Here is a 25,281-nt window from a genome sequence, read left to right on the forward strand (position 1 = left end):
ATGACACTATTGTACCAAGATATTAAAAGACATAAACCATATGAAATTAAAACCTATTGAAGTAGCTGAAATATTACAGAAAGAAATAGCTAATATTAATTCTTTAAGCGAGCTTGAAGAAGTAGGGCAGGTAATAAATGTTGGTGATGGTATAGCAAAAATTTATGGTCTTGCAAATGTGCAATCCGGTGAGGTGGTGGAATTTGAATCGGGTGTTAAAGGGCTCGTTCTAAATTTAGAGAATGATAGTGTTGGTGCTGTGATTATGGGTGATGATAATCAGGTACAGCAAGGTGATAAGGTTAAAAGAACCAAAGAAGTTTTAGAAGTACCGGTAGGAACTGCTTTGCTTGGCAGAGTTGTTGATGCACTTGGTAATCCTATTGATGGTAAGGGTGATATTAAAAGCAAAGAATATCGCCATATTGAGATGAAAGCTCCTGGGATAATCGATAGAACTAGTGTTATTGAGCCTGTGCAAACCGGTATAAAGGCTATTGATTCATTAATTCCAATAGGAAGAGGACAAAGAGAATTAATAATAGGTGATAGACAAACTGGAAAAACAGCAATAGCTATCGATACTATTATTAACCAAAAACAAGCTCATTCACTAAATAATGAAAAAGATAAAATTTATTGTATTTATGTAGCAATAGGGCAAAAAAGATCAAGCGTTGTCCAGATAGTAAAAAAATTAGAAGATGCTGGGGCAATGGATTATACAATCATTGTTTCGGCTACTGCATCGGAAGCTGCTGCATTACAATTTGTTGCTCCTTATGCTGCTTGTAGTATGGGTGAGTATTTCCGTGATAACGGCAGGCATGCACTTATTATTTATGATGATTTAAGTAAACATGCTGTCGCATATAGACAAATATCGCTATTACTTAGAAGACCACCTGGACGTGAAGCATATCCTGGTGACGTGTTTTATTTACATTCAAGATTACTTGAACGAGCCGCTAAGATGTCAGAGGAAAAAGGCGGCGGTTCACTTACGGCACTTCCTATAATCGAAACCCAAGTAGGTGACGTATCTGCTTATATTCCAACAAACGTTATTTCTATTACTGACGGTCAAATTTTCTTAGAAAGTGAGCTATTTTATAAAGGTATAAGACCGGCTGTTAATGTCGGGATTTCGGTAAGCCGTGTTGGTTCTGCTGCACAAATAAAAGCTATGAAGCAGGTGGCAGGCTCGATAAAACTTGAACTAGCCCAGTTTAGAGAACTTGAATCTTTTTCACAATTTGGTTCAGACTTAGATTCTGCCACTAAAGCACAAATCGAACATGGTAAAAGGCTTGTTGAGATATTAAAACAAGCACAATATCATCCTTTTTCAGTCGAAGAGCAGATAATAAGTATTTATGCTGGAACTAAAAAATATTTAATTAATATACCCATAGAAAGAATTAAGGAATTTGAAGAAAAAATGCTTAGTGAGATAAAGCAAAATCAAAAAGATATTTTAGAGTCAATAAAAAGTGAGAAGCGTATCACTGAAGAAAATGAACAGAAATTAAAAACATTTTTAGAGAATTTTGCTAAAGATTTTATTAAAACTAATTAGGGTGATTGTGTCGTACCGCGGCTTGACCACGGTATCCAGTTAAAAATACTAATAATATTAGTATTTTTATTTATTTTTTGGACTTCGTGAACAAGTCATGGGGTGACAATAAAAAAGCCTGGATTCCCGTCGTTGCTAGGAATGACATAGAAGAATTAAAAGAAAAATTTCATGTCAAATTTAAAACAGCTAAGAACTAGAATTAAAAGCGTTAAATCTACGCAGAAGATTACTAAAGCTATGCAATTAGTTTCAGCTTCTAAATTGACAAAAATAAAAAATCAAATAGCTCATTCAGATTTTTATGTTGAAGCTATTAGTAAAATGATGTCTACTGTATTATCTGCTGATATTTATGACTTTCCTATAGAAGCACAAAAATTTTTCAATACAGAGACCAACAAAGCAAATTTGCTAATAGTTATGACGTCTGAGCGTGGCTTGTGCGGAACGTTTAATTATATGATAATTAAACAAGTAAAAAGTGATATTGAAAACTTAAAAAGTAAAGGCAAAAAAATCAAGCTTATTATTATCGGGAAAAAAGGTTATGAAGTTTTAAAAAGACAATATGCGAGTTATATTGATAGTTATTTTGAGTTGCCAAAAGTCCATGATGAAAACTTAATGCGGCAAATAAAGGAAAAAATTATGTCAGCAGCCTATAATTTAGAGATCAGTAACTGTACTATTTATTTCAATAAATTTAAAAATGCTATGACTCAAATCATGACAAAGCAGCAGATTTTACCGGTAGAAAAATATCATGATGATTCAGAAGTTAAGGAAGCTAATTATGAATTTGAGGGGAAAAATCTAATTTCTAACTTAATAAATTTATATGTTAATTCACAAATAAATTATGCCCTATTGCAAAATAGAGCAAGTGAAGAAGGGTCAAGAATGACTGCTATGGAAAATGCTACAAATAATGCTCATGATATAATTAATAAGCTAGTGTTAAAATTAAATAGATCAAGACAGGCAATTATTACTACGGAGTTGATAGAGATTATAGCGGGTTCGGAGGCTGTGTGACTCGATGAACTTCAAAAATTGGCTACGTCGTCTTATAAGTTCTGCGGTACTCACGTATTAAGTATACGCTCCGTTCCGAGGGCTTTAGACTCCTTGCTCTTTTTGAAGTTGATCTTCGTCCTACTTCTAATTCCATAATAACGATTTTAGGTAATTATAACAAAAGAAAAAAATGAAAAAGAATAGCGGGAAAATTACTCAAATTATTTCAGCGGTAGTTGACGTAAAATTTACTAATAAAGGTAAATTACCGCCGATTTTGAATACTCTTGAATGCTATAACAATAAGCAAAGAATAGTGCTAGAGATAGCCCAGCATATAGGTGATGATACAGTGCGTTGTATTGCTATGGATTCAACTGAAGGGTTAACTCGAGGTATGGAAGTAGTAGATACCGGTAATCCTATAAGTATTCCTGTAGGGCTTGAAACATTAGGGCGTATTATAAATGTAGTAGGTGAGCCGATTGATGGCAAAGGAAAGATTAAAGGCTCAAGCATTTCGTCTATATATAAATCTGCGCCTAGCTTTACTCAGCAATCAACTGATCGTAATATATTAGTAACTGGTATTAAAGTTGTTGATTTACTTGCTCCTTATACTAAAGGCGGTAAGATCGGGTTGTTTGGTGGTGCGGGGGTTGGTAAAACCGTGCTTATAATGGAGCTCATTAATAATGTTGCGAAAGCTCATGGTGGTTATACTGTATTTGCTGGAGTTGGTGAGAGAACTAGAGAGGGTAATGATCTTTATCATGAAATGATCGACTCAGGTGTTATTAATCTCGAAGAACCTGAAAAATCAAAAGTTGCTTTGGTTTACGGGCAAATGAATGAACCACCTGGAGCAAGAGCAAGAGTTGCTCTTAGCGGTCTTACTATTGCGGAAAGCTTTAGAGATATGGACCAAGGTCAGGATGTTTTGTTTTTTGTCGATAATATTTTCCGTTTTACGCAAGCAGGTTCAGAAGTATCGGCGTTACTTGGCAGGATTCCTTCAGCAGTAGGTTATCAGCCGACTCTTGCAACCGATATGGGTGAATTACAAGAGCGTATAACGTCTACCAAGCATGGTTCAATAACTTCTGTACAAGCTATATACGTGCCAGCAGATGACTTAACCGATCCTGCTCCGGCAACATCTTTTGCACATTTAGATGCAACAACGGTGCTTAGCCGTCAGATAGCAGAGCTTGGAATTTATCCGGCAGTTGATCCTTTAGATAGTACTTCTCAGGTGCTTGATCCGATGATTGTTGGGGAAGAGCATTATAATGTAGCAAGAAAAGTACAGCAAATATTACAAACCTATAAATCTTTACAAGATATTATTGCTATTCTAGGTATGGATGAGTTATCTGAAGAAGATAAGCTGACAGTTTCACGTGCAAGAAAAATACAGCGTTTCTTATCGCAACCTTTCCATGCAGCTGAGGTATTTACAGGAGCTGAGGGGAAATTTGTTAATTTAGCCGATACCATAGCAGGTTTTAAAGGCCTTACAGAAGGTAAATATGATGATTTGCCGGAATCCGCATTTTATATGGTTGGAACTATAGAAGAGGCTGTAGAGAAGGCGAAAAATTTAAAAGCATAATGCCCACGACTTGACTGGTATTGTTGCGTGGCTTCTAAATCGTCATTGCAAGCGAACAAAGTGAGCGTGGCAATCTCGTGAAAATGTCCTGAGATTGCTGCGTCGATGCTATGCATCTCCTCGCAATGACGAAAAAACCAAGCCATGCAACAAAACCGATTACGGGGGACACCAAACTAATTATCCTATGAACGAAACAATTAACGTTAAAATTATTACGCCTTTAAATATCGTTTTTGAAGAGCAGGCTAAAATGGTAACACTTCCAGGTGAAGAGGGTGAATTTGGCGTATTGCAAGGTCATGCTCCAATGATTGTTAGCCTAAAAGCCGGATTAGTCCAGATTTACATAGATGATATGCACAAGCCGAAAATTACTTATCTTATTGCTAATAGTGTAACTGAAGTAACAGGAAGTTATATTAACATTGCTACAGAAACGGCTACTAACGTTACAACTTTAAGTGAAGCAGAAATAACTAACAAACTCACTACTCTTCAAAAATCTACATAAATATCTTCCATATCGGTATTAATTTGTTTTAAAAATCTACGTTTTGAGGTAAGGTTAGGTATAAGCTGTTATCTAACTCACTTGTAGCGGGATCTTAGGATACAGTCTGGTGGTCCAAGACCCCACAGGTACAAGCCACGGAATGACATCATAACGAATATCAAACGAGGAAAATATGCAAAAGATGCATAATTCAGAATATCTTAAAGAATTATCAGTTAATAATATCTCATATAAAATTTACGACATAAATAAAGCTGCAAGTGATATCAATTTGCCTTTAAAGAAACTGCCATATAGTTTGAGAGTGTTGTTTGAGAATGTGCTACGTACCGGTGCAAAACAAAACTTGATGGTATTCAAAGAATGGCTAAAGAATAAAAAATCCGATGCGGAAATAGATTTTATGCCGGCAAGGGTTTTGATGCAGGATTTTACAGGTGTACCGGCTATAGTTGATCTTGCTGCTATGCGTGATGCAATGAAGAAGATAGGTGGTGACCCGCTAAAAATTAATCCGCTTATCCCTGTTGATCTCGTAATAGATCATTCGGTTAGTGTCGATTCTTATGCATCAGATAGCTCGTTTGATAAGAACGTAAGTATGGAAATGAAGCGTAATATAGAGCGTTATCAGTTTCTGAAGTGGGGACAGCAAGCATTTGATAATTTTAAGGTAGTGCCGCCAGGTACAGGTATTTGCCATCAGGTAAATCTAGAGTATTTAGCAAAAGTCGTGTGGCATAGCGATGGTGTGGCTTATCCTGATAGTTTAGTTGGTACAGATAGCCATACAACCATGGTAAATGGGCTGTCGGTACTTGGTTGGGGAGTTGGTGGAATTGAAGCAGAGGCTGCAATGCTTGGACAGCCGCTTACTATGATTCTGCCGGAAGTAATCGGCGTAAAGCTAACAGGTAAGTTAACAGGTACTGCTACTGCCACCGATTTAGTCTTAAAGATTACTGAAATGCTCCGAAAGAAAAAAGTAGTAGGTAAATTCGTTGAGTTTTATGGCGAAGGGCTTAGAGCTATGACAATTGCCGATCGTGCTACCATTTCTAATATGGCACCTGAATATGGTGCTACTTGTGGTTTTTTCCCGATTGATCAGGAAACTATCAAATATTTAGAGCTGACAGGTAGAGATAAAGAGCAGATCAAGCTAGTAGAAGAATATGCCAAAGCTCAAGATTTATGGTGCAATTTTGACCATGCAGCAGAATATACTGATATTTTAGAGTTGGATTTATCTGAAGTGACAAGTTCGCTAGCAGGTCCAAGACGTCCGCAAGATCGGGTAAATTTAGGTGATGTAGCAAGTGGTTTTAAGAAAGAGTTGCCGACTTTTTCTTCAAATAATATAAGTATTGATACAAAACATGCTGTAGCAAATCAGAATTACGAAATTGGTAATGGTGATGTGGTGATTGCAGCGATTACTAGTTGTACTAATACCTCTAACCCTTCTGTGATGATTGGGGCAGCTTTGCTTGCTAAAAAAGCGATAGAGCAGGGATTAAAAGTTAAGCCTTGGGTTAAAACTTCGCTTGCTCCTGGCTCGAAAGTTGTAACGGAATATTTGAAAAGCAGCGGGCTTAATCAATATTTAGATCAATTAGGATTTTATTTGGTCGGTTATGGTTGCACTACTTGTATCGGTAATTCAGGACCTTTAAATGCTGAAATAGAAGATACTATTAACAAAAACGGATTAGTTGTTGCTTCTGTTTTATCGGGCAATAGAAATTTTGAAGGACGAATTAATCCGCTTACTAAAGCTAGCTATCTTGCTTCGCCTATTTTAGTCGTAGCATATGCTCTTAGCGGTAGCCTTAATATTGATCTAACAAATCATCCATTAGGGAAAAATAACAAAGACCAAGATATTTATTTAAAGGATATTTGGTCAAGTAAAAAAGAAATAGACGAAATAATTGCAAATTCCATTAATTCATCTATGTTTGTAGAAAAATATTCCGACATATTTAGCGGAACTAAAGAATGGCAAAGTTTAGAGGTAACTAGTAGCTCTACCTATGCTTGGGATAAAAGCAGTACTTATATTAACAATCCGCCTTATTTTGAAAATATAGGCAGTAAGAATAGTATAAAAGATATTAAATCTGCACGAATTTTAGCAATTTTTGGTGATTCTATTACTACTGATCATATTTCACCTGCAGGAAGTATAAGTAAAACTAGCCCTGCTGCTAAATATTTAACAGATCATCATATAGAGCCTCTTGATTTTAATTCTTACGGATCACGCAGAGGAAACCATGAAGTAATGATGCGTGGCACATTTGCCAATATTCGTATAAAGAATGAAATGTGCAGCGGAGTAGAGGGGGGCTTTACTATAAATCAGCTGAAAAACAATCAGCAAACTATCTATGATGCAGCAATGGATTATAAAGCAAATGGTGTATCTGCGGTAATTTTTGCTGGTAAAGAATATGGTAGTGGTTCGTCAAGAGATTGGGCAGCAAAAGGTCCGCAGTTGCTAGGTGTTAAGGCTGTTATTGCTGAAAGTTTTGAGCGAATACATCGTTCAAATTTAGTCGGTATGGGAGTATTGCCGCTAATTTTTACAAATAATATGACTCGTTTTGATTTAAAATTAGACGGATCAGAATTTATTGATATTATAGGTTTAAATGAGCATATAAAACCTTATAATCCAATTAAATGTGTTATAAAAAAACAAAATGGTGAAACGCAAACTATTGATTTAATATTGCAAATATTTACAGATAATGAGATAAATTATATAAAGCATGGCAGTATTATGCATTTTGTGGTAGAGAATTTAAAGTAATATGCAAAGATATTTAGACCCTACGAATGATGTGGCTTTTAAAAAATTGTTTACGGACAAAGCAAGGTTAATCAGTTTTCTCAACAATATAATGAGATTACCGGAAGAGTTAAGAATTATTGATCTTGAATATATCTCAAACGAGCAAGTACCGGATTTAGGACAGAATAAAAGAAGTATAGTATACGTAAAAGTAAGAGATAATTCCGGCAATATTTATATTGTTGAAATGCAAAATGGCTATGCCGATGCTTTTTTAGCAAGGGTACAATTTTATGGTTGCATAGCTTTTTCTTCACAATTGAAAAGGGGAAAATACTATGCTGACCTTGCTCCTGTAGTGATGATAGTAATTACTTCCGGATTTCAGGCATTGCCTGAAGAAAAAGAGTGTATTAGTTATCATCAAACTATTAATGTTGGTAATGGTAAGAATCAACTTAAGTGCTTATCATACGTGTTTGTAGAACTTGATAAATTTAAAAAGGAAGCACATGAGCTTGGGACAATAGAAGATGATTGGTTATATATGATGGCTAAGTTTGATAAAGCTAAAGAGCCACCGAAACACACTAAAGATGAAATAGTATTGTCAGCTTATAAAACTATTGAACAATTTAATTGGAGTGAAGCAGAATATGATAATTATATTAAAGCTATGCTTGCTGCTCAAACAGAGGAATTAAACCAAAAAAGTAAATTTAATGAAGGGAAAGCTGAAAGAAATATAGAAATAGCAAAAGAAATGCTACAAGATAATGAACCTGTAGAAAAAATAATTAAATATACTAAGCTTTCAAAAGAAGAAATAGAAAAGTTGAAATTAGAAATAGAGAAATAATAAGGTAAAAATATGGATAAACAACTTAAGGAATATACCGAAAGTGGTAAGAAAAATTTAATAGTAGTATATATATTATATTTATGTGGAATAGTAGCGCCGATATTACCTTTAATAGGTGTGTTTTTTGCATATCTCAACAAGGATAAAGGCGATAATTTTGCCACTAGCCATTATATATTCTTATTTCGTACTTTTTGCCTTAGCGTTCTTGCATGGATTGTATGTTTTATATTTACGTTTATTATTATTGGCGTAGTATTATATTTTATTTTAGCTGTTTGGTATATATTACGCATTGCTATCGGCTTTAAATATATGATAGAAGATCAAGCATATCCAAATCCTATGACTTATTGGATTAAGTAAAGATGATAAAACTTACGATAGATAGTCAAGAAATAGAAGTGCCGGAGGGTACTAATGTTTATCAAGCCTGCACAAAAGCCGGTAAAGAAATCCCACATTTTTGTTATCATGAGCGGTTAAAAATTGCTGGTAATTGCCGTATGTGTTTGGTTGAAATGGAAAAATCACCAAAGCCGATAGCTTCTTGTGCAATGCCTGTGGGTAATGGTATGGTTATTCATACTAATACGCCAATGGTGAAAAAAGCCCGTGAGGGAGTGATGGAATTTTTGCTTGTTAACCATCCTCTTGATTGTCCTATTTGTGATCAAGGTGGTGAATGTGACTTGCAGGATCAGGCTTTTAAATATGGTAAAGGCACTAATAGATTCCACGAAAATAAACGTTCTATTAAAGATAAATATATGGGTCCGCTGATTAAAACAGCGATGACCAGATGTATACAATGTACTAGATGTATTAGATTCGCCAATGATATAGCCGGAATAGAAGAAATAGGGGCTATCCATCGTGGTGAGCATATGGAAGTTACTTCTTATTTAGAGCAAACTTTGGACTCTGAAATTTCCGGCAATATGATAGATATTTGCCCTGTTGGAGCTCTTAATTCCAAACCTTATGCTTTTAAAGCTCGTAAGTGGGAGCTAAAACATACCGCTAGTATTGGTGTGCATGATGCTGAAGGTTCGAATATCCGCATTGATAGCAGAGGCGACGAAGTAATGCGAATATTACCAAGAGTTAATGAGGAAATTAACGAAGAGTGGCTCTCAGATAAAAATCGTTTTAGTTATGATGGTCTAAAATATCAGCGTTTAGATCAGCCCTACATTAGAAAAAATGGTAAATTAGTCCCTGCAAGCTTCGGTGAAGCTTTAAAGGCAATAGCTGATAAAATTAAGTCTATTAAGCTAGAAAAAATTGTTGCTTTTGCTGGGGCTCTTGCTTCCGTTGAAGCAATGTTTATGCTTAAAACTTTCTTACAAAAAATCGGTTGTAATAATTATAGTGTTAATCAGTTTGATTATAAAATTGACACTACGCAGCGAGGAAATTACTTATTTAATACTACTATAGCGGGGCTTGAAAAAGCCGATTTATGCTTGTTAATCGGAGCAAATCCAAGGCAGATAGCACCAGTTCTAAATAGTAGAATAGGCGGAAGAGTCCGAGTAGGTTCATTAAAAGTAGCAAGAATAGGAGATGGACATAACCAAACCTATAAAATTAAGGATTTAGGAAGTGATCTCAAGGTAATTGAAGAGCTAGTTTCCGGTAAGCATGAATTTGCAGAAGAACTAAAAGCAGCAAAATATCCGATGATTATAATAGGTGATGGTGTTTATGGGCGAAATGATGGATATGTTATATTATCGCTGATCCATAAAATGGTCGATAAATATAATATCATGCGTGATGATTGGAAAGGCTTTAATATGCTTCATAATCATGCATCGATGGTTGGGGGGCTTGATATTGGTTTTAATACTGGAGCTAATGAATTAAAGGATATAGAACTTGCTTATCTACTTGGAGCAGATGAAGTTGATTTTGATAAGCTCAAATCAACTTTTATAGTATATCAAGGGCATCATGGGGATATTGGGGCTACGAAAGCGGATGTTATTTTACCATCAGCTGCTTATACTGAGCAGAGTGGAATTTACGTGAATTTAGAAGGTAGACCGCAAATAGCCGAAAAGGCAGTATCACCTGTAGGGAAAGCTAAAGAAGATATAGCAATTATTAAAGAGCTGGCTGATTATTTGCAAGTGGATATTGGGGTAAGTGATTTACAGGAAGTACGCACAAAGCTTGTTAAAGAATATCCCATATTTGCTGATATCGGTAAGATTATAGAAAATAAGTTTGCTAAATTTAGCTCTAAGGATAAGATATTAGATGAGCCTATAACTGCCAAACCTATTAATTATTACATGACTGACGTTATTAGTAAAAATTCTGTAACCATGGCAAGATGTGTTGAGGCTAAGGAGAAAAGATATTGTCATACCGCGGCTTGATCGCGGTATCTCAGGACACAATCTGCGGCACAAGAACCTGTGATCAAGCCACGGGGTGACAGAAATAGAGCTGATCTATACAGCAATGTCGACTTGCTCATATATTTGGTAATTAAAAAATAAAAATGAAAGAATATTAAGTTTATATACTTTCAAATAAACTTAAAGGTGTAGTATATATTGGAGTAACTTCTGATATTATAAAACGTGTGTGGCAACACAAACAAAAAATAATAAAAGGATTTGCTATGAAATATAATCTAGATAAATTAGTTTATTTTGAACAGTTTAATGATACTCCTCGCAGCAGAGCTACGAGGTATCTATCCAAAAAGTTTTAACTGTTTTTGTTGAAATGCTTTATAAGAAGGTTTGCCTGAACCTTGATTTTTTACATAATTACGTAATTTCCGCTCATCACCATGTTTACATACTGTGCTCATAAAATATCCTTTACTCCAAAACTCACTTCCCCATAATTTTTCTTTAAGATTTGGATATTTCTTAAACATTTCCTTAGATGTAATACTTTTTATGATTTGAGTTATTTTTGTTGGGCTATACATTGGTATTGACTGTAGTAAAAAATGTACATGTTCTTTATCTACTCCTATTTCCAAAAATCTAATTTCATAACGAGCCTCTATGTCCTCACAAATTTTACATAAATAATCGTCTAGTTCCTCATTGAATATTACTCTTCTATACTTTGCCGGTGTTACTAAATGATATATTAACGCGAGTTTCGAATTAATATAGCATAGGATTTAGCATATCAAGAGAGATGTAATAGAAGGTTTATTATCAGACATTTGATAATTTATCAGTGCTGCAACCATATGCACAAAGGCATTTGTAACTGATCTATGCCTTGAATGCTCAAACTTCCCCAATAGTTTAATTTTACTAAACACAGATTCTATTAATGCTCTTTTAAGCAATAATATTTTATCCAACATAGACATAAGTTTATTTTTCATATTTTTCTTTACCCTAGTTACCATAAAAATTCCTTGCTCTAAAAGTTGTTGAAATAATTGTTGTGAAATATAACCACGATCTCCGAATACTTTACCAAAAAGATTTTTGATCATCAGTTCCAGCTGTTTTCTATCATCCTTATTGCCAGGGCTAAAAGATGCTTTAACTATACCACCGGCTCTATTAATTATTAGATGTAGTTTAAGTCCATAGAACCAACCTTTTGTTGTCTTACTGCGTGCTGCTATGCCGGCGAACACTTTATTCATTGAAATACGGTATCTCTTACATACCTCTATACTACTTGAATCTACAAAAGAAAGGCCATCACACTGATCCAAAATAGAATTGAATATCAGTACTAATAGTGGTAAATGTGGACCTATTGTCATTGTCAAATAAAAAGGGACCAGTAAATTGCACGAAAAAGGGACCACTATATGTAAAAATTTTTATGTCAAATGACCTCCAAATTTATAGTTATTAATACGATAACTTTTACCTGTGATGTTTAGTATATGTGCATGATGTACTACTCGATCAATAATTGCATGAGTTAATAACTCATCAGCAAATATTTCATTCCATCTTTCAAAATCCTTGTTTGTGGTAATAATGGTAGATTTATTTTCATATCGTTTAGCAATAATATTAAAAAAATCATCTACTGAATGTTTTGGTAATTGCTTAAAACCTAACTCATCAAGAATTAATAAGTCAAATGATAAGAGTAATTTAACTTTTTTGTGATAGCTATTATCTGCTCTTGCAATATGTAAATTATAAAGCATATCCGATACCGTAGTAAAATATACAGAGTATTCTCGTGTTAAAGCTTTTAATGCTAATCCAATAGCAAGATGAGTTTTGCCAGTTCCAGAATTACCTATGAATATGACATTGCCCTTAGTATTAATATAATCACAAGTAGATAAATCACTTATTACTTTGGCATCAATACTTGGTTGGAACTGAAAATCAAAGTCTTCTAAATTTTTAGTGACTGGTAATTTAGCAGCACTTTTACGACGACGGTAATTATTATCCTTACGGTGAGATTTTTCATCTTCACATAATAGTGAGAGAAATTCTTTAAATCCTAGTTTATTATTTTGAGCATAAATAATCCTTTCATTTAAGCTATTGACTATACCTGATAATCTAAAACTACGTAGGTCATTAAGCAAGTTCTGCATTCTGACCTCCAAACTCTGGCAATGGTAAGTTTACTGCATTACTATTTAAGATATTTTTAATTTTAGAGTAAGAACTTATACCGTAATGTAATGCTCTATGACAAGCTTTATCTATTAACTCATCATTGTAAACCTTACGTAAAGAAATCAGGAGTTTCGCACTTAGGAAAATTGCATATCAGTTAGAAGCCATCTAATGTTATTCTGAATTGATGTTTTTATAACTTCCCAAGTTTGTTGATATAAAGTAATTTTTTCATTTATCCTCCTTTTGTTCATATCAAGCCATGCCAATACAGCAAGGCAAATATGATTTCTTTGAGCTCGACCCGTGCGTGCCTGACAGCTTTCAATACCACAAGTTTGTTTTAATTCTCGATGATAAACTTCTATAGACCAACGTGCCTTAACAATTTTCTCTATTTGCTCACGTGTAGGGTTTTCTAAATTAGTTGTTATGTAATCAATGCGACCATTTTTTGCCACAAACTTAAATACCGTTACCCAACCGTATCCACGTAGATGAATTTTTAGCCCTTCATCGGGAATCTCCAAAGTGTCCAAGCTAACATTACGATTAACTTTTCTATTTCTTCTTAGGTTAGTAACCCATATCCAACCTAAATTACGTATATGTTTTAAATTATCCAAACCACTATACCAAGCATCCATGACTATGGCATCAGGATTGATACCTCTTTCTTTAGCTAAAGTAAGCATATCACAAAAATGCTCGTTCTTTGTTTTGCCATCAGTTTCTTTATCATATATTCTATAATCTACAGGAGTAGATTGATCAATTTGAGTATTGTAATGCAGTAAGTTTACCATTCCTATACCAGGTATAACATCATGTACAGCCCCAGAATATTGATACTTTACAAGCTCGATCCTCTTACTGTATTGCTTTGACAATAAGGTGTCATCTCCTACTAATAAACAAGGCTCCTCTAGATCAAGATATTTTGACACTTTGCTATAGATTTCGCTAGGGCGAAAATCTTTACTCTTTAACCATCGACTTGCACTATCGTGCGATAGATCTACTGGGCTTACTTCAGATAATGCTTTGCCAGTATATCTTACACTACTTGCTTGTAAAAACGATTGATATAAATCTTTGCTACATTTTGATCTTGTCATTTTTATCTAAAACTATTTTTCTCTAGATTACCATATTCTTTGCTAAGAGCCTATCTTGAAAGACGAATATGCTCATTAAATAGTACTGCAACATATTACTTTAGCACTGTTTGATGTATCAAAAAATTTACAATTTTTAGCAAAATTACTGCTTTTTTATACAAATTGTAAACTGCTTGCTATGAATTAGTGTATTGTTTTTGTTCTCAATACACTTTCAAGACAGGCTCTAAGTGCGAAACTCCTGGAAATAATACCTCTAGCACAACGTTGCCAATCATTTACTCGTGTTTGTTGTAATAACTCTAATAATAAACTGCAATTATTTCCTATCTGCTGCATTTGTTGTTGATAATGTTCACTATATTCTATAAAACCTGGGCATAGACGTTTATATTTGGCATAATGAGACGGATTAGTGGTAAATATTCCTTTGCCATCTGTTCTAACGTGCCTTGCTATTAAATCATTTTGGATAGAAAATATTTGAACAAGTTTTGGTGATAATTGTACCAGTACCTCACTGTATATATATTTTGCCGGTACGGAATAATAATTATTATCTATGGTGATATGACAATCTTTTGCTACTTTTCGATTATGCCACGATGACAAATCAAACGTTTCTAATGGTAAAGGCATTAAATTATTACTTTCTTCTTGCTCAAATAGTTCCTGAGGAATTTTTTTAGTAGTACCATGTATTCGGTTATTTGCTTTATTTAACCAGTTAGCAAGATCATGTGTTAATTCTTCATATCTATGAAATTTACGTCCAGCAAAAAAATTATTTTTGACATACTTTATTCCTGATTCTACTTTGCCTTTTTCTTGAGGTTGATATACACGACAAGGAGAAAGTAAAATTCCATAATGATCAGCTAAACGTTTGTATTCCTTCTGATATACGGGCTCATAGAAATTGCTATCTACCACTCCAGCTTTAAGATTATCAAGTTTTATTACTTTTGGACTGCCAGCAAAATAATTAAATGCATTGATATGACATTGTATCCATGTTTGACAACTTTGATCAAACACTACTTCATAATAATCAAGGCGACTATAACTTAAACGCATATTAAATACATATGCTTTAACTCTACGCCCCTTAGAATTATACTGTAAGCCTATGTCACCAAAATCTACTTGTGCTTCCTCTCCTGCTAAAGTATGAAAACGAATGCAACTGTTATTTTGTATCTTATATTTTTTGATATAACGGGTTAGCGAACCATAACTTTTTGTATAACCTTGAATTTTTAACTCTTCAAAAATTCTTATGTAACTTAGATTCTTTTCTAATAACTCAATTATTTGTTCGTGCCAAGAATCCAGTGCTGAAGATCGTTCATAGGGTGCAGGAGATTCTGTACCAGACTCTACATAACGGTTTACTATTTTTCTTACTGTTTTACGGTCTATTCTCGTTAGTTTGGCAATATTTCTTTGACTATTGCCTTGCTTATAAAGGGTGATAATTGTTGTGTACATATTTATTCTTATCATTGTATCACTAGATATTTATTTTAATTAATTATCTAGTGAATATTGCACATTATAACCTTATTAGGTTACACCAAATTCTCTGGTCCCTTTTTCGTGCAATTTACTGGTCCCTTTTACTTTAGCAATGACATTAATTGATAATCACCGCTCCATGTAGCTTTTACTAATTCACTATTTTTAAATAATTCCCATAGATTTAGTGGAGCATTATATTTCTTTTGACCATTGTAAAATATCAAAGGATATATGAAAGGAAACTTTTTGCTTTTCGTTGATTTCTTAAGGTATTCAGCAATTTTAAACATATACCGAAATAACCTCAAAGCCATATCATACTCAGGCGTGCTTTGATGTTCTAAAAGTAAATACAAGTAACCTTTTTTCTCTCCAAACCTAGTGGAAAATAAAATATCTACTATAGATTTCTTGAGTCTTTTATCTACAAAACTATCTTTTTCCATTTTCAGCTTTTCGGGAGAAATCAAGTTTTGTATATGGGGAGGTAAGTGCATCTCAAAAAACTCTTTAGAAACTAAGAGCCTGTCTTGAAATTAAGGTTTAGTCAATTTTTTTTAAGCATAAGTGTAATCATATTGATATAAATAATATGTTCAGAAGTTTTATAGTTATGCTCATAGTCTTTACTCATACGACGAAAATTATTGAGCCAGCCAAAAGTACGTTCAACTATCCAACGCTTGGGAATCACTTTAAACCCCACTTGATCAACAATTTTACGAGAAATTGTCAGTAATGCTCTTACAGTTAAAAAACACCAAATTTGTAATGCTCCAGCATAACCACTATCTGCAAAAAATTTGATAATACTAGGATATTTTGCTTTTGCCTTGATTATTACATTTTTAGTACCATCTCTGTCTTGTATACCTGCTGAATGTACTTCACATGATAATACTAAACCAAGTGTATCTGTAACTATATGGCGTTTCCTACCCTTAATCTTCTTGCCTGCATCATATCCTCTAGCTCCCCTTTTTGGGTAGTCTTAACAGACTGACTATCTATAATCCCTACAGTAGGAGTGGATTTCTTACTTTCTTTCTCCCTTACTTTTTGGACTAATCTATCATGTATTTCTTGCCATCTACCATTCTTACGCCAACGTAAATAATAGTCATATACTGTTTGCCATGGGGGAAAATCTTTAGGTAATAATCCCCACTGACAACCACTCCTAATTACGTAACGAATGCCATTAATTATATCTCTTATATTATGTTTACGTGACCGTCCTATCTTGCAAGGACCAACAAATGGAGCTAAATGTATCCTTTCTTCTTCCACTATATCACTGGGATACATATTCCTACTTTATTATTTTTTGACAATATAAATTATTTCTTATATCTTTTCAAGACAGGCTCTAAGAAATCCGGAATTATCGTTGCTTTTAAAGTAGGGTATTGAGATATTTCAATTTCCGTAAGCAGAAATTTAATAACTTTATTATTACGAATTATTGAATTTAATAATAATGAAGTGATTAAGATTTCTGCATATTCCTTACCATCAATATTATTTTCTAATTCATTTATTTTAGTTAGGTTAATATCATTAATAGCCATCCAAAGATGTTTAGTATTTTCTTCCTTAGCTATTTCTTTATTTACTATAAATTCAACTACTTTCTGTTCTTGGTCTTTAGATAAATCTATTTCTTCTTCAGAATCTTTTTCAGTATTGCTAAATCCTAATTCTGCTATTGCTTCTTTAAATAATTCTTCTATTTTATTGTCAATTTCTTCTACAAAACTTACGCTATGAGTGGAAGAGTGATAAATTATTGTAAGAATAATTAAACATGTCAAAGAGGAACAGATTGCAAGCAATACCAATTAATAGAACAGATTACTGTCAATTTTTAACAATTAGCCAAAAGAATTATAGTTTAACCTACTACGCTGAACATGCCAAGAAATGTAGCCATGATGTTATTAATAGATTTTTAGAAAATGAAAAATATACTCCTTCTTTGTTATGGGAACACATTAAGAATGATGTTATCTTTTCATCTAACGGATATACAATATTTGATGATACGGTGTTAAACAAAAGGAACACAAAGAAAATAGAGGTTGCTAGATCGCAGTATAGTGGAGCTACAGGTGGAGTTACTACCGGTATAGGAGTAGTGAGTCTTGTATATTATAACCCCGATATTGATAAGTTTTGGGTAATAGATTATCGCATTTTTTCACCTGATCATGATGGAGCGACGAAACTAGATCACCTACTAAAGATGTTCAATAATGCTGTTTATAGTAAAAAGATTCCTTTTCAAACTGTACTTTTTGACACATGGTATGCTACACACAAAATTATGCAACATGTTGACTCCTTGGGCAAATATTATTATGCCCCTATTAAAGCCAATAGAAATGTTAGTAAAACGTGTGATTACGAGCCTTATAAAGCTGTTAGCAAGTTGATGTTTTTAGATGAAGAAATTAAGAATGGAATGGAGATTCATATAAAAGGATTTGCCAAAAATAAGCATGTTAATTTGTTTAAATTTACTGTTTCTACCAACAGAGTTGATTATGTTGTTACCAATAACAAAACTCAAAAATCTTCTAAAGCTGCACAAGATGAGTTTGGCTTGCGATGGGTAATTGAGAGCATGCATAGAAAAATTAAGCAACTGACTGGTATAGAACGTTACCAATGCAGAAAACAGCGTATCCAACGTAATCACATTAGTTGTGCATTTCTAGTTTGGGCTTTTCTCAAAAGAACTGCAAATAAAATAGGTAAAACGGTCTACCAAATAAAGTTAGGGCTTTTAGATGACTATATGCAACAACAGCTTCGTTCTCCATCTTTACGATATTTAGAACCAAACATAGTGTAAGTTTTGTCTATTTTACTTTCAGTAAAAAAATTACTATACTTAATTTTCATAAAATTCTATTCTAAATATTCAAATGATACTCCTCGCAGCAGAGCTGCGAGGAGTATCATTTTTAAAAATTTGCTGTATTTATGCTTTTTTTCCTGGATTCCTGCTTTTAGCTAAGAATGACATATAGGACATTTTCCGATCCACGCAACAATGCCTCCCGTGGCTTGACCACGGGATCTAGAAAAAAGCGAGATGAATCGAGCTTTTAGTGCTAGAGGTTTAACGTATTTAAGTTTTTTTATTCCTAGATTCCTGCCTACGCGGGAAAGCATTGCCCGCGTGGATTAGTTTTTCCGACTGAGCTAAGGAAATTACGAAGTAATTGTACGTACGCAATCCAGTATAAAAATGCTAGCTTATAGCATTTTTACTATTTTTTCTGGATTGCCACGCTCCTTACATTCACTCGCAATGACGTCTCTTAATTCACTATATTTTTTTCCATCTATTATGAAACCAAAACCATTGGCTAGGATTTTGCTTAACCCAATCCCCTAAAATCTGGTTGATATTAAGCATGATATTATAGCAATCTGTTTTACTATCGCCTGTTTGCTCCCAGGTTAAATTTGGATGGATTATTAACTTAAAATAACTACCTTTAGTCCTAACAATTTGACATGGCACAATCGGATATCCATACTGTAAAGCTATTTTAGCAATAGCTTTAGCAGTCATGGCAGGATAACCTAAAAACGGCACTTCGATGCCGTCATTCATTTTCTGATCAACAAGCATAGCAATAGATTCACGCTCTTTAATTGCTCTAACTAAAGCTCTGCTACCATCTGGTCCTTTAGGAATAAGTCTTAGCTTAGAACTAGCACGACTCTCATTAATCAGCTTATTAACATAAGGATTATTAGCTTTACGATAAATTACAGCAAATTTAGGATAAATTTTATGAATAATTTTAACAGCAATATCCCAATTAGCAAAATGACCAGTAAAGAACAAAAAAGGTTGTCCTTTTAGCTTTTTAATATTATCCAAACCTATTATCTCAATTCGGCGTTCTAGTTCTAACTCATCCATTTCATTAATATAAGCAAACTCACCTACAAACCTGCCGAAATTATCCCAAGTCTGATCTATAGTTTTTTCTACATCAAATGCATCGCCGAAAACAGCTTTAATATTTCGTCTGGCAATTTTATTAACAGCAAATAATATACCAATTTTGCGAGCTATAAAACTACAAATATCTGCTGCTTTATCTACACCAAATATGCCAATTATCTTCAAAAAAATTACAACAACAGCATACTCAATTAGATATCTAATCTTTTTTAAAAATTTTTTCATAAAGTAAATCAGGATTATTAATAGATAGTTCTACATCTAAGCATATAATAATATCACTTGAATCGCCAATCTTAACGTAATCTTTTCTTGTAGTAACAAGAGTAGCATTATTTGTTTCAGCAAGTAGAGATAAATTTTCTAAATCTGCTTGTAAATAATTATGATGATCTGGAAAGATTTTGTAACCTACTATATTCAAGCCGTAATTTTTTAGAGTAAGAAAAAAACGCTCAGGATTACCTATACCACTAAAAGCAAAATAATTTTTATTTTTGTCTATATCGCTTGAAACTATTATTTGTGCCTGTATTAATTTATTCGCATAAGAAGCTAAACTAGGCAGTATTTCATCAGAATTATTACCCACTAAAAAAATTAAATCAGCAACACTTAAAGCGTTATTAGGATATTCTCGTAATGGACCTGCAGGAATTAAAAATCCATTCCCGAAAAGCCTTTGTCTATCTACAGAAACTATAGTGATATCTTTATGAAAATAAGGATTTTGTAGAAAGTCATCAACTATTATTATGCTTGGCTTAAGTTCACGAATTAGAGGTAAAATTTGCTTAATATTTTTAGTGGCAATAACCGTTCCATACTTTGCAAGTATTATAGACTCATCCCCTACTTCTAGAGTACTATGCTCTGCTTTTACAATAGTTGCTTCTTTAAGGTTACTACCATAAGCTTTAGTAACTATAACAAAATCTATATTTTGGGTCTTCAGTAAATTAGCCAGATACATAACTATCTGCGTTTTACCGGTACCGCCTACGCTGCAATTACCGACACAAATAACTTTAGCAGGTAATATAACGGGACGTGCAAAAACATGCCGCAAAAAACCTAGAAATTGGTACATTAAACTTATAGGAAATAATATATAAGCTATAATATTTCGCTTTTGCCAAAATTTAGGATATAGAAGTTTAATCATACTAAAAAATTATGTTTCTTCGTATCATTATACACTTCTTTTAAAATTATTTTAAATAAAAAAGCCCCCTTTTTTTTAAAGAGGACTTTACTTTATAACGCGAGTTTCGAATTAATATAGCATAGGATTTAGCATATCAAGAGAGATGTAATAGAAGGTTTATTATCAGACATTTGATAATTTATCAGTGCTGCAACCATATGCACAAAGGCATTTGTAACTGATCTATGCCTTGAATGCTCAAACTTCCCCAATAGTTTAATTTTACTAAACACAGATTCTATTAATGCTCTTTTAAGCAATAATATTTTATCCAACATAGACATAAGTTTATTTTTCATATTTTTCTTTACCCTAGTTACCATAAAAATTCCTTGCTCTAAAAGTTGTTGAAATAATTGTTGTGAAATATAACCACGATCTCCGAATACTTTACCAAAAAGATTTTTGATCATCAGTTCCAGCTGTTTTCTATCATCCTTATTGCCAGGGCTAAAAGATGCTTTAACTATACCACCGGCTCTATTAATTATTAGATGTAGTTTAAGTCCATAGAACCAACCTTTTGTTGTCTTACTGCGTGCTGCTATGCCGGCGAACACTTTATTCATTGAAATACGGTATCTCTTACATACCTCTATACTACTTGAATCTACAAAAGAAAGGCCATCACACTGTGATCCAAAATAGAATTGAATATCAGTACTAATAGTGGTAAATGTGGACCTATTATTTTTATAAATTGACTATAGCTTACTAATTGAAAATCTCTTTGATGATAAATCCATATTTGCTTCAGATAATAATTCTTAAAACAATCATAAGATGACTGCCAGTAGCCTATTATAATTGTTATTACCTCACTTCTGTTAAGTCGACTTTTAGGACCAGATTTGTTGTTATGGTTAGTAATTGAATTTGTATGCTTGTCTAATTCTTGAAAAAAATCATCGACGTAACAAAATATTTCTGTAAAATCCATTATCATAGGTTATTGCTCTTAAAGTTTTTTCAATAACCTATAAACTTTTTTCTTATACTATAAATACCATATTTTAATTAGCAATTTGTATTTTGTACTCACTTTATAACAAAAACAGTATTATCAATATCCCCGTAACCCACTGTTTATCAGCTATACAGCGACTTTTTGAATACGAAACTCGCGTTTTATAGACAATTTTTAAAATTAACTGAGTATACCGCAGATACTTTAAGAGTTGGAAGTCAAATAAGTGGTGAGCCTGCGGAGCGTACAAATAGTACGTGAGCACAGGCGAGTCCCGAAATTTGTCTTTCAACAAAACTTACGCTATGTTTTATGATAAATGGTTTAATACTGGGGTTTTATTAAAATCCTCTAATATGAATAAACAGCTTCCAGTCAAGCTGTTTAGTTACATTTGAGATAACATAGCGTAAGTTTTGCATTCTAGCTAGCTGAGTTTTTCCCATGCCGCTAATGCCTACGATACTTGTTTGTCTGTATTTTTCTAGATTAGTTTTTATGTAATAGTTGAGATTTTATCTTACATTTAGTAAAAATGATACTCCTCGCAGCAGAGCTACGAGGTATCTATCCAAAAAGTTTTAACCGCATAGCGAAAATCTAGGGAGCTTGCTCCCTAGATGGATAGCGTTATAATATAAGCGTTGGCATATTATAATTTAGTAGAATGGAATTGAGGCGTAATAGTCATCATGTTTTTAGAATAATGTATCACTTTGTGTGGATACCAAAATATCGTCATAAAGTGTTTATTGAACCTTATAGAGAAAGCTTAAGGTTAATAATAAAGAAGATTGGTTACGATTATAATATAGAAATAGTGGAGTTAGAGATACCTACTGATCATATTCATATGGTAGTAAAATCTGAGCCAAAAGTTTCTCCGTCGTATATTATGCAAATAATAAAAAGCATATCTGCAAGAAATTTTTTCAAGCTTTATCCAAAAATAAAGCGTAAATATTTTTGGGGTGGTAAACTTTGGACGCAAAGTTTTTTTGTAGAAACTGTAGGTAACGTTAATGATGAGGTAATTCGTGAATATGTACGAAATCAAATAAACGCAATGGATAAAATTGAAAAAGAAACAAAGCAGTTTAACCTGTTTTGAAACTCGGTCGCTTGCGGCCGAGTTCTTCATCTGTTTTTGTTGAAATGCTTTATAAGAAGGTTTGCCTGAACCTTGATTTTTTACATAATTACGTAATTTCCGCTCATCACCATGTTTACCTACTGTGCTCATAAAATATCCTTTACTCCAAAACTCACTTCCCCATAATTTTTCTTTAAGATTTGGATATTTCTTAAACATTTCCTTAGATGTAATACTTTTTATGATTTGAGTTATTTTTGTTGGGCTATACATTAGTATTGACTGTAGTAAAAAATGTACATGTTCTTTATCTACTCCTATTTCCAAAAATCTAATTTCATAACGAGCTTCTATGTCCTCACAAATTTTACATAAATAATCGTCTAGTTCCTCTTTGAATATTACTCTTCTATACTTTGCCGGTGTTACTAAATGATATATTAGTACTGTGACATTATCACTTTTATGTATATAACTGCTTTCTTCCATGCATCTAGTATATCACGAAGCAGACCTTCGGGGAATTAAACCCTAAGAGATTAAACGAGTATACATTTATTCTTGGCTAAATATTAATAACTTAGCACCACTTTCCCATTTTAGCATTTCATCATATCTAGTATGCCAAACACGCATAATTTCTTTTTCATATTCTATAATTTGCTCTTCTAGACCTTTAAAGTTTTCTACCATTTGTCTAGCTCTATATAATATTGTATTATTAGCAATATCAAAAACTTTTTTCAAATGCTTATCTTGTTCTGCTTTATAATTTAGATGGGCTGCTCTACCAAGTTCGGCATCTCTATCCATTTCTTCGCTTCTTATTTGTATTTCAAAATTACGTTTAGAGTATTCAAGCTGCATTATGCTATGAATAGATTGGTAACCATTATTTTTGGGTCTACAAATATAATCTTTGGTATGCAATAATGATAGATGCGGGGACTCTTTTATTATATCAAGAGTATTATAGCATTGATCCTTAGACTTAACAATAATTCTGCATGCAATTAAATCTTTCAATTCATGAACCGCCACCTTTTTTCTTTTCATTTTTTTAAGAACAGAGTAAGGTTCTTTAAGACGCATAAATACTTTGTTCTCTATGTCAGCTTTATGCAAGTCCTCTTTAATTATATTAATTATATCGCAAATCAAGCACTTTTCTCCTATTTACTAAATAAATATACAAAGGAATTTCTTAATTTCAATTCTTAGTAAAGAGCTTATAATGATTTCAAAACTAAAGTTATAAGGCTATCATACCTAAATATTAAGAAAACTAGTAAAATTAATTCTTTAACTAAAAATTAAAAACAAGTTTTTTCAATATATTGTTTAATTAAATTTAACTTAAATTAATAAAATAGTTTCCTTAAAGCAACTTATACGTGTTAGTTTATAGTAAATCAGTAAATTTATCTATCAATACTTCTTGTACATTTCCTAAAACTTCTAGCATATTTTCATACTTCCCAGTACATTCTAGTACTATATCCACCCCTGCGTTCAATACATTTGTAGTAATATCTGCCATACTACCGCTTAAAGCTTTCATATCTATTGCATCAGAAATAATAAGACCTTTATAGCCGATTTTATCTCTAATATAATCAATAACCTTTGTTGATAATGTAGCAGGATTATTAGGGTCAATACACTCATAAACTATATGTGCTGTCATAGCAAGCTTCACTTGATCAAAAGAGCTAAGTTCTCTAAACACCTTAAAGTCAGTTTTCTCTAGCTCTTCTAAACTAGTACTTACTTTCGGCAATTCTTTATGGCTGTCAGCTTTAGCTCTACCATGCCCTGGCAAATGTTTTATACAACCTTGTACATTTTCTTGCTGCAAACCTTCCAAAGCTGCTATACATAAAGACACAACTATTTCAGGTTCTACACCGAAACTTCTATTACCTATAACATCATGAGCTCCTTTATGGCTTATATCGCCTACCGGTGCAAAATCTAAATTAATACCAAGAGCTTTTAGTTCTTTACCTATATTACTGTAATTTTGTTTACATTTTTCTATTGCAATTTCTAACCCTTGATCTTTTGCTAAGTCACCGAAATCTTTAGCAGGAGGAGCGTCATAAAAAGTTGGTTTTGTAAGCCTTTGTACTCTACCACCCTCTTGATCTATAGCAATAATAGAGTTTTCCCCTAATATTTCTTTTATATCAGTGATAAGCTGAGCAAGAACTTCTTTATTTTGCTCACCTTTATCATTCTTCTCAATATTTCTTGCAAACAAAATTATTCCCAAAGGAGAATGGTCTTTTAATAACTTTCTTTCGTCATCAGTTAATCTAATATTTGAGATACCTATAATTACAGGTTTTACAGCTTTTCTTAAAGTCATAATTACTCCAATATAATATTAAATTTGT

General features: G+C 33.1%; 23 protein-coding genes and 3 pseudogenes. 11 read left to right on the forward strand and 15 right to left on the reverse strand.

The annotated features are described in order from the left end of the window. The first annotated feature begins 40 nt into the window (after window positions 1-40). From atpA to ACOAL3_RS10240, 9 genes are all read left to right on the forward strand, one after another. The gene (gene atpA / locus ACOAL3_RS10200) at window positions 41-1,579 is read left to right on the forward strand and encodes a F0F1 ATP synthase subunit alpha (RefSeq protein WP_419234995.1); all 1,539 of its coding nucleotides are present in this window, start codon (window positions 41-43) and stop codon (window positions 1,577-1,579) included. A 171-nt stretch (window positions 1,580-1,750) separates the two neighbouring features. Then, window positions 1,751-2,617, forward strand: a complete 867-nt coding sequence (gene atpG / locus ACOAL3_RS10205) for an ATP synthase F1 subunit gamma (RefSeq protein ID WP_419234996.1) — start codon at window positions 1,751-1,753, stop codon at window positions 2,615-2,617. Window positions 2,618-2,789: 172 nt separating this feature from the next. Beyond that, window positions 2,790-4,214, forward strand: coding sequence for a F0F1 ATP synthase subunit beta (atpD, locus tag ACOAL3_RS10210; RefSeq protein ID WP_419234997.1), 1,425 nt, complete (start codon window positions 2,790-2,792; stop codon window positions 4,212-4,214). 187 nt (window positions 4,215-4,401) lie between these two features. Then, window positions 4,402-4,728: a F0F1 ATP synthase subunit epsilon gene (locus ACOAL3_RS10215; protein ID WP_419234998.1), complete on the forward strand. Its 327-nt coding sequence runs from the start codon at window positions 4,402-4,404 to the stop codon at window positions 4,726-4,728. Between the two features lie 175 nt (window positions 4,729-4,903). Beyond that, window positions 4,904-7,549, forward strand: a complete 2,646-nt coding sequence (acnA, locus tag ACOAL3_RS10220) for an aconitate hydratase AcnA (RefSeq protein WP_419234999.1) — start codon at window positions 4,904-4,906, stop codon at window positions 7,547-7,549. 1 nt (window position 7,550) lies between these two features. Then, window positions 7,551-8,390, forward strand: a complete 840-nt coding sequence (locus tag ACOAL3_RS10225; protein ID WP_419235000.1) for an Rpn family recombination-promoting nuclease/putative transposase — start codon at window positions 7,551-7,553, stop codon at window positions 8,388-8,390. A gap of 12 nt (window positions 8,391-8,402) precedes the next feature. Then, the gene (locus ACOAL3_RS10230) at window positions 8,403-8,759 is read left to right on the forward strand and encodes a DUF4870 family protein (protein WP_395477022.1); all 357 of its coding nucleotides are present in this window, start codon (window positions 8,403-8,405) and stop codon (window positions 8,757-8,759) included. Between the two features lie 2 nt (window positions 8,760-8,761). Then, window positions 8,762-10,783: an NADH-quinone oxidoreductase subunit NuoG gene (gene nuoG, locus ACOAL3_RS10235; RefSeq protein WP_419235001.1), complete on the forward strand. Its 2,022-nt coding sequence runs from the start codon at window positions 8,762-8,764 to the stop codon at window positions 10,781-10,783. Between the two features lie 200 nt (window positions 10,784-10,983). After that, entirely contained in the window at window positions 10,984-11,124 is a 141-nt protein-coding gene (locus ACOAL3_RS10240) for a GIY-YIG nuclease family protein (RefSeq protein ID WP_419235652.1), read from the forward strand. Here the strand turns inward: ACOAL3_RS10240 and tnpA (ACOAL3_RS10245) are convergent. The 9 genes and pseudogenes from tnpA (ACOAL3_RS10245) to ACOAL3_RS10285 all read right to left on the reverse strand — a co-directional run bounded on the left by tnpA (ACOAL3_RS10245) (window position 11,107) and on the right by ACOAL3_RS10285 (window position 17,441). Beyond that, window positions 11,107-11,550, reverse strand: a complete 444-nt coding sequence (gene tnpA / locus ACOAL3_RS10245; RefSeq protein ID WP_419235653.1) for an IS200/IS605 family transposase — start codon at window positions 11,548-11,550, stop codon at window positions 11,107-11,109. The two genes, ACOAL3_RS10240 and tnpA (ACOAL3_RS10245), sit on opposite strands and share 18 nt — an antisense overlap. Continuing rightward, window positions 11,551-12,159, reverse strand: a pseudogene (locus ACOAL3_RS10250) (IS982 family transposase); the annotation flags it as partial. 57 nt (window positions 12,160-12,216) lie between these two features. Next, window positions 12,217-12,960 carry an IS21-like element helper ATPase IstB gene (gene istB, locus ACOAL3_RS10255; RefSeq protein WP_419234522.1) on the reverse strand — a complete coding sequence of 248 codons (744 nt, stop codon included), beginning with the start codon at window positions 12,958-12,960 and terminating at the stop codon, window positions 12,217-12,219. A gap of 162 nt (window positions 12,961-13,122) precedes the next feature. Continuing rightward, the gene (locus tag ACOAL3_RS10260; protein ID WP_419234551.1) at window positions 13,123-14,103 is read right to left on the reverse strand and encodes an IS701 family transposase; all 981 of its coding nucleotides are present in this window, start codon (window positions 14,101-14,103) and stop codon (window positions 13,123-13,125) included. Between the two features lie 186 nt (window positions 14,104-14,289). Further along, window positions 14,290-15,597, reverse strand: a complete 1,308-nt coding sequence (gene istA / locus ACOAL3_RS10265; RefSeq protein ID WP_419234802.1) for an IS21 family transposase — start codon at window positions 15,595-15,597, stop codon at window positions 14,290-14,292. A 128-nt stretch (window positions 15,598-15,725) separates the two neighbouring features. Continuing rightward, window positions 15,726-16,124: an Rpn family recombination-promoting nuclease/putative transposase gene (locus tag ACOAL3_RS10270; RefSeq protein WP_419235002.1), complete on the reverse strand. Its 399-nt coding sequence runs from the start codon at window positions 16,122-16,124 to the stop codon at window positions 15,726-15,728. A 50-nt stretch (window positions 16,125-16,174) separates the two neighbouring features. Then, window positions 16,175-16,573 carry a transposase gene (locus ACOAL3_RS10275; RefSeq protein ID WP_419235654.1) on the reverse strand — a complete coding sequence of 133 codons (399 nt, stop codon included), beginning with the start codon at window positions 16,571-16,573 and terminating at the stop codon, window positions 16,175-16,177. Beyond that, a complete protein-coding gene (locus ACOAL3_RS10280) occupies window positions 16,549-16,935 on the reverse strand; it encodes a transposase (RefSeq protein ID WP_419235003.1) in 387 nt (128 codons plus the stop codon). Before ACOAL3_RS10280 ends, ACOAL3_RS10275 begins: the two co-directional genes overlap by 25 nt. A gap of 32 nt (window positions 16,936-16,967) precedes the next feature. Beyond that, on the reverse strand, window positions 16,968-17,441 hold the full coding sequence (locus ACOAL3_RS10285) for a hypothetical protein (protein ID WP_419235004.1): 474 nt from the start codon (window positions 17,439-17,441) through the stop codon (window positions 16,968-16,970). Window positions 17,442-17,452: 11 nt separating this feature from the next. Between ACOAL3_RS10285 and ACOAL3_RS10290 the strand changes: the two genes are divergently transcribed. After that, complete coding sequence (locus ACOAL3_RS10290; RefSeq protein WP_473198151.1) at window positions 17,453-18,484, forward strand: IS701 family transposase; 1,032 nt, start codon at window positions 17,453-17,455, stop codon at window positions 18,482-18,484. A 480-nt stretch (window positions 18,485-18,964) separates the two neighbouring features. Here ACOAL3_RS10290 and ACOAL3_RS10295 read toward each other — a convergent pair whose 3' ends face one another. The 3 genes and pseudogenes from ACOAL3_RS10295 to ACOAL3_RS10305 all read right to left on the reverse strand — a co-directional run bounded on the left by ACOAL3_RS10295 (window position 18,965) and on the right by ACOAL3_RS10305 (window position 21,768). Continuing rightward, complete coding sequence (locus ACOAL3_RS10295; protein ID WP_419235006.1) at window positions 18,965-19,840, reverse strand: LpxL/LpxP family acyltransferase; 876 nt, start codon at window positions 19,838-19,840, stop codon at window positions 18,965-18,967. Beyond that, complete coding sequence (gene lpxK / locus ACOAL3_RS10300) at window positions 19,815-20,780, reverse strand: tetraacyldisaccharide 4'-kinase (RefSeq protein ID WP_395477101.1); 966 nt, start codon at window positions 20,778-20,780, stop codon at window positions 19,815-19,817. Before lpxK ends, ACOAL3_RS10295 begins: the two co-directional genes overlap by 26 nt. A 128-nt stretch (window positions 20,781-20,908) precedes the next feature. Then, a pseudogene (locus ACOAL3_RS10305) lies at window positions 20,909-21,768 on the reverse strand (IS982 family transposase). A 727-nt stretch (window positions 21,769-22,495) separates the two neighbouring features. Between ACOAL3_RS10305 and tnpA (ACOAL3_RS10310) the strand changes: the two are divergent. Then, window positions 22,496-22,900 carry an IS200/IS605 family transposase gene (tnpA, locus tag ACOAL3_RS10310; RefSeq protein WP_419234538.1) on the forward strand — a complete coding sequence of 135 codons (405 nt, stop codon included), beginning with the start codon at window positions 22,496-22,498 and terminating at the stop codon, window positions 22,898-22,900. Window positions 22,901-22,966: 66 nt separating this feature from the next. Here tnpA (ACOAL3_RS10310) and tnpA (ACOAL3_RS10315) read toward each other — a convergent pair. From tnpA (ACOAL3_RS10315) to nagZ, 3 genes and pseudogenes are all read right to left on the reverse strand, one after another. Beyond that, a pseudogene (gene tnpA / locus ACOAL3_RS10315) lies at window positions 22,967-23,371 on the reverse strand (IS200/IS605 family transposase); the annotation flags it as partial. 66 nt (window positions 23,372-23,437) lie between these two features. Continuing rightward, entirely contained in the window at window positions 23,438-24,043 is a 606-nt protein-coding gene (locus ACOAL3_RS10320; RefSeq protein ID WP_419235007.1) for a RelA/SpoT-related domain-containing protein, read from the reverse strand. 241 nt (window positions 24,044-24,284) lie between these two features. Next, on the reverse strand, window positions 24,285-25,253 hold the full coding sequence (gene nagZ / locus ACOAL3_RS10325) for a beta-N-acetylhexosaminidase (protein ID WP_419235008.1): 969 nt from the start codon (window positions 25,251-25,253) through the stop codon (window positions 24,285-24,287). Between the last annotated feature and the right edge of the window lie 28 nt (window positions 25,254-25,281).

It is taken from the genome of Rickettsia endosymbiont of Nabis limbatus (genome assembly GCF_965196655.1).
In the GTDB taxonomy this organism is placed as follows: domain Bacteria; phylum Pseudomonadota; class Alphaproteobacteria; order Rickettsiales; family Rickettsiaceae; genus Rickettsia.